Source organism: Micrococcus sp. APC 4021, from assembly GCF_030407635.1.
GTDB lineage: Bacteria > Actinomycetota > Actinomycetes > Actinomycetales > Micrococcaceae > Micrococcus > Micrococcus luteus.
The window spans coordinates 1-8,934 of the sequence record NZ_JASDCZ010000095.1; the positions used below are offsets into that span (position 1 = coordinate 1).

The 8,934-nt window shown below is 73.3% G+C and carries 6 protein-coding genes, 1 tRNA gene and 1 other RNA gene; 5 read left to right on the forward strand and 3 right to left on the reverse strand.

Annotated elements, in window-relative coordinates; all coding sequences use genetic code 11:
• Nucleotides 1-97: 97 nt before the first annotated feature.
• Both QL983_RS08665 and poxB read left to right on the forward strand, forming a co-directional pair.
• Nucleotides 98-994: a haloacid dehalogenase gene (locus tag QL983_RS08665; protein ID WP_290152336.1), complete on the forward strand. Its 897-nt coding sequence runs from the start codon at nt 98-100 to the stop codon at nt 992-994.
• 130 nt (nt 995-1,124) lie between these two features.
• Nucleotides 1,125-2,840, forward strand: a complete 1,716-nt coding sequence (gene poxB / locus QL983_RS08670) for a ubiquinone-dependent pyruvate dehydrogenase (RefSeq protein WP_049146688.1) — start codon at nt 1,125-1,127, stop codon at nt 2,838-2,840.
• Between the two features lie 87 nt (nt 2,841-2,927).
• Here poxB and QL983_RS08675 read toward each other — a convergent pair whose 3' ends face one another.
• Complete coding sequence (locus tag QL983_RS08675; protein WP_122054942.1) at nt 2,928-4,490, reverse strand: alanine/glycine:cation symporter family protein; 1,563 nt, start codon at nt 4,488-4,490, stop codon at nt 2,928-2,930.
• 217 nt (nt 4,491-4,707) lie between these two features.
• A tRNA-Ser gene (locus QL983_RS08680) sits at nt 4,708-4,793 on the reverse strand.
• Between the two features lie 155 nt (nt 4,794-4,948).
• Here QL983_RS08680 and ffs point away from each other — a divergent pair.
• Both ffs and gluQRS read left to right on the forward strand, forming a co-directional pair.
• Nucleotides 4,949-5,045, forward strand: an RNA gene (ffs, locus tag QL983_RS08685) — signal recognition particle sRNA small type.
• Nucleotides 5,046-5,061: 16 nt separating this feature from the next.
• Complete coding sequence (gluQRS, locus tag QL983_RS08690) at nt 5,062-6,048, forward strand: tRNA glutamyl-Q(34) synthetase GluQRS (protein ID WP_122054939.1); 987 nt, start codon at nt 5,062-5,064, stop codon at nt 6,046-6,048.
• 39 nt (nt 6,049-6,087) lie between these two features.
• Here gluQRS and QL983_RS08695 read toward each other — a convergent pair whose 3' ends face one another.
• Complete coding sequence (locus QL983_RS08695; RefSeq protein ID WP_049146682.1) at nt 6,088-6,753, reverse strand: malonic semialdehyde reductase; 666 nt, start codon at nt 6,751-6,753, stop codon at nt 6,088-6,090.
• 78 nt (nt 6,754-6,831) lie between these two features.
• Here QL983_RS08695 and QL983_RS08700 point away from each other — a divergent pair.
• On the forward strand, nt 6,832-8,934 hold a 2,103-nt coding region (locus QL983_RS08700), incomplete at its 3' end, for a DNA polymerase III subunit gamma and tau (protein ID WP_290152344.1).

Consider the following 8,934-nt stretch of genomic DNA (forward strand, 5'->3'; position numbering starts at 1 on the left):
GATCGTCGGGGGTGCGCCCCGGGCGGGGCGGGTCTCAGGGTCAGCGTAGCCGCCGGGCCCATCGCGGGCACGGGCCACCGCGGCCTAGGGTGAGGACATGCGCACTTCCTCCCCGATCGGACTCCTGCTGGACGTGGACGGCCCCGTGGCCTCCACCGAGACCCGGACCGTGCCGGAGGGGATCATCGACGTGCTCGTCCGCCTCGCGCGGCGCGGGGTGCCGGTCGGCTTCAACACGGGCCGCTCCACGGACTTCCTCCTGCACAGCGTGATCGCCCCGCTGCGCGACGCGGGCCTCCCGGACGACGCTCCCTTCCACGCGATCTGCGAGAAGGGCGCCGTGTGGTTCCCGTTCTCCGCGGTGCCCTCCGGGGACCTGCCCGACGTCACCGTGGACGGCACCGCCCCGGACTGGCTCCGCACCGACCCGGACATGGCCATCGACGCGGACACCCGTGACGCGATCTGGGCCCTCAACGATGAGCGCGCCGGGGATCTGCAGTTCACCGACCGCACCAAGCTGGCCATGGTCTCCCTCGAGAAGACGGTGGGCGCGGACCAGACGGAGTACGAACGGGTGCGCGACGACGTCGCCGCGGGCGCCGAGGACCTGCTCGCCGAGCGTGGACTCGCCGAGGACGTGCGCGTGGCCCCCTCGGTGATCTCGGTGGACGTCGAGCACCGCTCCTCCGGCAAGGACCTGGGCGTCGAGCGCTGCTTCGACCTGCTGGCGGAGGCGGGCACCCCGGTGCCCGAACGCTGGCTCACCGCGGGCGACTCGCGCAGCGACTACGCCATGGCCGACCGGCTGCACGAGCGCGGACTGGCCGTGGAGCACATGGACGTGCGCCCCGCCGACGGCGTCCCCGAGAAGCCCTACGGCGTGGTGACGGCGGCGATCCTCGCCGAACGCGGCATCGGCGACGCCGACGACGTCCACGAGCGGGCGGGCGAGTCCCTGCTGCGGTGGGTGGAGCGCGACCTGCTGCGCTGACCAGGCCGGACGCCTCCTCTGCGGGCGGCCGCCCCTCCCCGGGCCTGGACCTCGACCCCTAGCGTGGAAGGCAATGCCGCGCCCCCGCCGAACCGGCCCGGGCGCCTCCCGACCAGAGAGAGGTTCCACCGTGGCCACCGTCGCCCAGAACATCGTCGAGACCCTCCACGCCTCGGGCGTGCGCCGCATGTACGGCGTGCCCGGGGACTCCCTCAACGGGCTGACCGAGGCCCTGCGCTCCCACGGCGGCATCCAGTGGGTGCACACCCGGCACGAGGAGACCGCGGCCTTCGCCGCCTCCGCCGAGTCCCAGCTCACGGACGAGCTCGCGGTCTGCGTGGGCTCGTGCGGTCCGGGCAACCTCCACCTGATCAACGGCCTGTTCGACGCGCAGCGCTCCCGCACCCCGGTGCTCGCGATCGCCGCGCACATCCCGTCGGAGGAGATCGGCTCGGGCTACTTCCAGGAGACCCACCCGCAGGACCTGTTCCGCGAGTGCTCCGTCTACGTGGAGCACGTCTCCTCGGCGGACCAGATGCCCCGCATGCTGCGCACCGCGATGCGGGCCGCCGTCGAGCAGCGGGGCGTGGCCGTGCTCGTGATCCCGGGCGACGTGGCCCTTACCGAGCTCTCCGCGAAGCCCGAGGTGATCCGTCACACGCCGTCCCGCGTCATCCCGGCCGACTCCGTGCTGCGCGAGGCCGCCGAGGCCCTGGACTCGTCCAAGCGGATCACCATCCTGGCCGGCGCGGGTGCGGCCGGCGCCCACGACGAGGTCGTGGCCCTGGCAGAGCGGCTGCAGGCCCCGATCGTCCACGCGCTGCGCGGCAAGGACCGGATCGAGTACGACAACCCGTATGACGTCGGCTTGACCGGCCTGCTCGGCTTCGCCTCCGGCTACCACGCGCTCAAGGAGGCCGAGACGCTGCTGATCCTCGGCTCCTCCCTGCCGTACCGGCAGTTCTACCCCGAGGACGCCACGGTCATCCAGGTGGACGTGCGCGGCGAGCAGATCGGCCGACGGGTGGCCGTGGACGTGCCGCTCGTGGGCGGCGTGAAGGAGACGGCCCAGGCCCTCCTGCCGCTGCTGCGCGGGAACTCGTCGTCGGCGTTCCTGGACAAGGCGCTCAAGCACTACGCCAAGACCCGCAAGGACCTCGACCAGCTGGCCACCCCGGGCCGTGGACGCGTGCACCCGCAGTATGTGGCCCGCCTCCTCGACGAGTTGGCCGACGACGACGTGGTGTTCCTGCCCGACGTCGGCTCCCCGGTGGTCTGGGCCTCCCGGTACCTGACGATGAACGGGCGCCGCCGGATCATCGGCTCCCTGTCCCACGGCTCCATGGCCAACGCGGTCACCCAGGCGGTCGGCGCCCAGGCGGTCGACCCCACCCGCCAGGTGGTGGCGATGGCCGGCGACGGCGGGCTGGCCATGATGCTCGGCGAGCTGATGTCGTTCGTGCAGAACGGCCTGCCCGTGAAGACGCTCGTGTTCGACAACGACTCGCTGAACTTCGTGGAGCTCGAGATGATGGCCGCCGGGTTCGTCCCCTACGGGACGAGCCTGGAGAACCCGGACTTCGCGGCGATCGCGGAGGCGATCGGCATCAAGGGCTTCCGCGCGGACCACACGACGGACCTGCCCGCGGTGATGCGCGAGTTCCTCGCCCACGACGGGCCGGCGCTGCTGGTGGTCAAGACCGAGCGTCAGGAGCTGACGATCCCGCCGAGCATCGAGTTCGAGCAAGCCAAGGGCTTCGCGCTCTACGCCATGCGCACCGTCCTGGACGGCAAGGGCACCAAGCTGCTCGACCTCGCGAAGGCGAACCTGCGCCAGCTCTTCTGACCTGCCGCGCACGACGACGGCCCGGACGCTGGCGGCGTCCGGGCCGTCGTCGTGGTGGGGCGGGGAGAGCCCAGCCCCGCCGGTAGGTCAGGCGCGGTGGGCGCCGCCCTCGGCGACGATCGGGTGCTCGGCCGTGCCGGCGACGCCCTGGGTGATCAGGCCGTCGGCGCGGTGCTCCCAGAAGTCCGCGTTGCGGATGCCGAGCGGGCGCGGGTCGAACTGCGGGTCGAGACCCTGGCGCTTCTGTGCGCGGTAGTCCTTGAGGGCCTTGAGGGCCGGGCCCTGCAGCACGAGGATGCCGAGGATGTTCAGCCAGGCCATGGAGCCCACGCCGATGTCGCCGAGGCCCCAGGCCGCACCCGTGGTGGCGACGGCGCCGTAGGCCACGGACACGAGGATCAGGGCCTGCAGGAAGCGCAGCACGACGCGGCGGACCATGCCGTTGCGCAGGTTGCGCGTGAGGAACACGAGGTTGACCTCGGCCATGTAGTAGTACGCCACGATCGTGGTGAAGGCGAAGAACGCGAGCGCCACGGCCACGAACGTGGGGCCGAAGCCGGTGAACATGGCGTCGAAGCCGGTCTGGACGAAGGCCGGGCCCTCGGAGGCCGTCGGGGCGACGATGCCCTCGAACAGCAGGCCGGAGCCGGACTCGTCCGAGTACACCCGGTAGGCGCCCGTGGAGATGATGATGAACGCGGTGGCCGAGCAGACGAAGAGCGTGTCGATGTAGACGGCGAATGCCTGCACGAAGCCCTGCTTGGCCGGGTGTGAGACCTCGGCGGCCGCGGCGGCGTGCGGGCCCGTGCCCTGACCGGCCTCGTTGGAGTAGATGCCGCGCTTCACGCCCCACTGGATGGCGAGACCGAGGATCGCGCCGAACACGGCGTGCACGCCGAACGCGCTGGCGAAGATGGAGCCGAAGACCTCGGGGATCTGGTCGAAGTTCAGGAACAGCACGATCAGCGCGAGGATGATGTACAGCGCGGCCATCACGGGCACCACGTAGACGGCGAACGTCGCGATGCGCTTCACGCCGCCCAGGACGATGAAGGCCAGCAGGATGACCATGGCCAGGGCCACGACCCAGGCGGGCACGGCCCACGCCTCGCCCACGGCCGCGGCCACGCCGTTGGCCTGCACGCCCGGCAGGAAGTAGCTGGTGGCGAAGACGGTGACGACGGCGAACAGGATGGCGTACACCTTGAACGCGGGGGCGGCGGCCGTGTGCTTGTAGGCCTTCTCGAAGTAGTACGCCGGGCCGCCGCGGTACTCGCCGGTGTCCGGGTCGCGCTCCTTGTAGATCTGGCCGAGCGTGGACTCGATGAAGGACGTGGCGGCACCGAGCAGGGCCATGACCCACATCCAGAACACGGCGCCGGGGCCGCCGAACGCGATGGCCGTGGCGACGCCGCCGATGTTGCCCATGCCGACGCGGCCGGCGAGCGACATCATGAGGGACTGGAGGGACGAGGTGCCGTCCGCGGAGTCCTGGCCCTCGCGGAGCTGCTTCACCATGTCCGGGATGTTCACGAACTGCAGGAACATGGTCCGGATGGTGAAGTAGAGGCCGACGATCAGGCAGAGCCAGATCAGGGCCGGGGACCAGATGACGTCGTTCACGGCGGTGATGAGATCTGCGAAGGACATGGGGTCTCCAGATCGGGTGGGGATGGCCGGTGCGGTGCGAGCTCCGAGCGGCGGCCGCCGGCGGTCCCGGGCGACTGGGGAGAAGGATACGCGCAAATGTGACGCACGTCTCGCACCCAGCGCGGCGGGCCGCTGACGTCGGGCGCGCGTCCCGCGACGACGGCGGTCCCGGACATGCGAAAAGCCCCGGAACCACTGGGGTCCCGGGGCTTGTCCGCGGAGGATGGGGGATTTGAACCCCCGAGGGCTGTTAACCCAACACGCGTTCCAGGCGTGCGCCATAGGCCGCTAGGCGAATCCTCCTTGGTGCGCCCCCATGCGGCGGACCGCGCGAGGGCAGGTTCCATCATAACCAGATCGTCCTGGGCCGCGCCAATCCTCCGCGGGAGGCGCGAGCTCGGCCCGAGCCTCCCCGCGGCCCGAATCGCCGCGCCCGCCGCCACCCTGCTAGACTCTTCGACGGCCCCTCACGTGGTGTCATCTCGCTGAACTCCCCCAGGACCGGAAGGTAGCAAGGGTAGGTGGGCTCTGGCAGGTGCGTGAGGGGTCTTCACTTTCCCCAGGAGATCCCATGCCCGCCGGACGCTACGCCCCCTCCCCCACGGGGAGCCTGCACCTGGGCAACCTGCGCACCGCGCTCGTCGCGTGGCTCGCGGCGCGCGCCACGGACCGCGCCTTCCTGCTGCGGATCGAAGACCTGGACCGCGTCCGCTCCGGGGCCGAGGCCGGGCAGCGGGCTGACCTGGCCGCCGTCGGGCTGGACTGGGACGCCGAGCCGGTGCGTCAGTCCGAGCGCACCGCCCTGTACGACGCCGCCGTGGCCGCCCTGCGAGCCGCGCACGGCGCGGACGCGGTCTACGAGTGCTTCTGCTCGCGCAAGGACATCGCCGAGGCGACGTCGGCCCCGCACCCGAGGCCCGACGACGGTGCCCCCGCCTCCGGCGGCGCCGTGCCGCTGCGTCCGCCCGGCTTCTATCCGGGCACCTGCCGCGGCCTGACCGAGGCCGAGCGGGCCGAGCGACGGCGGGTGCGCCCCGCCGCCCTGCGGATCGACGCGGCGAAGGTCGCGGGCCTGCCGGCGGGCGAGATCCCGCGCGCCACCGCCGTGGACGTGCTGCACGGCGAGGTCACGGGCCTGGTCGACGACCTGGTGCTGCGCCGGAACGACGGGGCGTACGCGTACAACCTGGCCGTCGTCGTGGACGACCTGGCGCAGGGCGTGGACCAGGTGGTCCGCGGCGACGACCTGCTCGACTCGGCCCCGCGCCAGCGCTGGCTGGCCGAGGCGCTGTGCGACGGGCGCGGGGAGCCGACGCCTGCGGTGGAGTACCTGCACGTGCCGCTCGTGCTGAACGCGGAGGGGCGGCGGCTGGCCAAGCGGGACGGCGCCGTGACGCTCGAGGACCTCGCCGCGCAGGACCCGGCGTGGACCCCCGAGCGGGTGCGGGACCGGCTGCTGGAGTCCCTCGGCCTGCCCGCGGGACCGCTGGCGGCCGCCGTGCCCGCGTTCGACCCGGCCGCCCTGCCGCGTGATCCGTGGGTGTTCACCGGGCTCTGAGCGGGCCGGCGCCCTGGTCCGCCGCAGGCCCGGCCCCGGTCAGAGGACCTGGGCGGCCTGGTCGAAGTCGAGGCGGCCCTGGCGGGGCTGCTGCGCCTTCTCGTCGTCCGCGGCGGCGTGGCCCACGTTGATCACCAGGAGGGACTTCCAGGCACGGTCCGCATGGAACTCGGCGTCCACGGCGGCGGCGTCGAACCCGGCCATGGGGCCGACCTCGAGCCCGTGGGCGCGCAGGGCCACGAGCAGGTAGCCCACCTGGATGAGCGCGTTCGTGCGGCCCATCCCCTCGCGCATGCCCGGCTTGCCCTCGGCATCCTCCTCGAAGCCCTCCCGGAACGGGGCGAGGTGGCCCATGTGGCGGTGCCAGTCGAGGTCGTAGGAGGCGATCAGCGTGAGCGGGGCGCGCTCCGTCTTCTCCCGGTTGAACTCGATCATGAGCGGAGCCAGGCGGGCACGGGCCTCGGGGCTGTCCACGACGTCGAGCCGCAGCGGCTGGTTGTTCATGGCGGTCGGCGCCCAGCGGAGGTCCGCGTAGGCCCGCTCGATCAGCGCGAGGTCGACGGGCTCGTCCGAGAAGAGCTGCGTCGTGTGGCGGTCCGCGAAGAGGCGGTCGATCTCGGCCTGACTCAGCGGTCCCGCGTCCGGGGCCGGCTGCGTGGGGTGGATCGTGTCCTCGGCGTCGGTATGCATGTGCGTGGTGGTCATGGGCCAGGGAACGGGCCGGTGGGTGGGCGCATTCCCCGGCTCCCTTAGCCCGTCCGCCCGCCGGATAGGCTTTCGAGGGTGAGCACCGCCCTGTACCGCCGCTACCGCCCGGACCGTTTCGAGGACGTGATCGGGCAGGACCATGTCACGGTCCCGCTGCGCACCGCACTGGCGAAGGACCGCGTGAACCACGCCTACCTCTTCTCCGGCCCGCGCGGCTGCGGCAAGACCACGTCCGCCCGCATCCTCGCGCGCTGCCTGAACTGCGCCCAAGGCCCCACGCCCACGCCGTGCGGCGAGTGCGACTCGTGCCGGGACCTGGCCACCGGCGGGCCGGGCTCGCTGGACGTGCTGGAGATCGACGCGGCCTCGCACGGCGGTGTGGAGGACGCCCGCGGCCTGCGCGAGCGGGCCACGTTCGCCCCGGTCCGGGACCGCTACAAGATCCTCATCATCGACGAGGCGCACATGGTCACCGCGGCGGGCTTCAACGCGCTGCTCAAGATCGTGGAGGAGCCGCCGGAGCACCTGAAGTTCATCTTCGCCACCACGGAGCCGGAGAAGGTCATCGGGACCATCCGCTCCCGCACCCATCACTACCCGTTCCGGCTCGTGCCGCCGGAGCCGCTCATCGCCTACCTCGAGCAGCTGTGCGCGGAGGAGGGCGTGTCCGTGGAGAAGGGCGTGCTGCCGCTCGTGGTGCGCGCCGGCACGGGCTCGGTGCGTGACACGCTCTCCGTGCTGGACCAGCTGATCGCGGGTGCCCAGGAGGGCCAGGTCTCCTACGAGCTCGCGGTGAGCCTGCTCGGCTTCACCCCGGAAGCCCTGCTGGACGACGTGATCGACGCCGTCGCCGCGGACGACACCCCCACCGTGTTCCGCGTGGTGGACCGCGTGGTGCAGTCCGGCCAGGACCCGCGCCGCTTCGTCGAGGACCTGCTGGACCGCTTCCGCGACCTCGTGATCGCCCGTGCCCTGCCGGAGGAGGCCGGGGCGATCCTGCACGGCATGCCGGAGGACCAGGTGCGGCGTCTCTCGGCGCAGGCCGCGCAGCTCTCCCGCGCGGAGCTCTCCCGCCTCGCGGACGTCACCAACCTCGCCCTGACGGACATGGTGGGGGCCACCAGTCCCCGCCTGCACCTCGAGCTGCTCATGGCGCGCCTGCTGCTGCCCACCTCGGACGAGACGCACCGCGGCCTGGCCGCCCGCCTCGAGGCCCTCGAACGGCGCCTGGAGCTCGGTGGCGCCGCGCCCGTCGAGGAGGGCGCCCCGGAGGGCACGACGACGCCGGCCCGGTCCGGCACGCCCGCCGCGGACGGCGGCGGATCGGCCGAGAACGCGGAGGGCTCCGGCACTCTGACCGGTGCCGCGCTCGCCCGGGCCGCCATGCGGCGGCCGGAGGAGCCCGCGCCGACCGCGTCCACCGCCCCGCCGGAGCGCTGGACGCCGCCTGCCCCGCAGTCCGTGGCAGAGGCGCCGGAGGGGGACGCCGCCGCCGGGGCCACGGGGTCCGAGCGTCCGCAGCAGGCGCCGCAGCCCAAGCGGCCCGAACCGGCTGAGGTGGGGGCCCGTTCCGGGGACGCGCGCCGCCCGGAGGCCGGGAGCCGCCCCGAGCCTGAGGGCCGGCCCGAGCCCGAGGGCCGGCCCCAGGCCCAGGAGCGCACCGGTGCCGCGCCGGCCCCCGCCCACGGGCCGGAGGAGACGGCCGCGCCGTCGAGCCCCACGCCCGCCCCGGCGGCGAGCCAGGTGGAGATGATCCGCCGGGCCTGGCCGGACATCCTCGCGGCCCTCGAGGACGCCTCACGCCTGGTGTGGATGCTGGTGAAGGACAACGCGAGCGTCGCGGGCTACGACGGCTCGTTGCTGACGATCGGCTTCCAGCAGGACGGGCCCCGCCAGTCGCTGCTCGGCCGGGGCGGCGACCGCGTGCTCGGCGAGGCCGTCCACCAGGTGCTCGGCATCCGCCCGCGGCTCGACCTGATCCTCGGTGGGGACGCGCCGACCGGGGACGCCCGCGCACAGTCCGGCGCTCGCCCGGCCGGCCCGGCGCGGACGGACCGGCCTGAGCGTCCGGCCCCGCAGCAGGGCCGGTCCGACCGACCGACGGCGCAGCCGAACCGGCCCGCTCCGGCACCGGGGCAGGCCCCGCGCGAGCCGGAGTCCTCCCGCCCCACCCCGCCG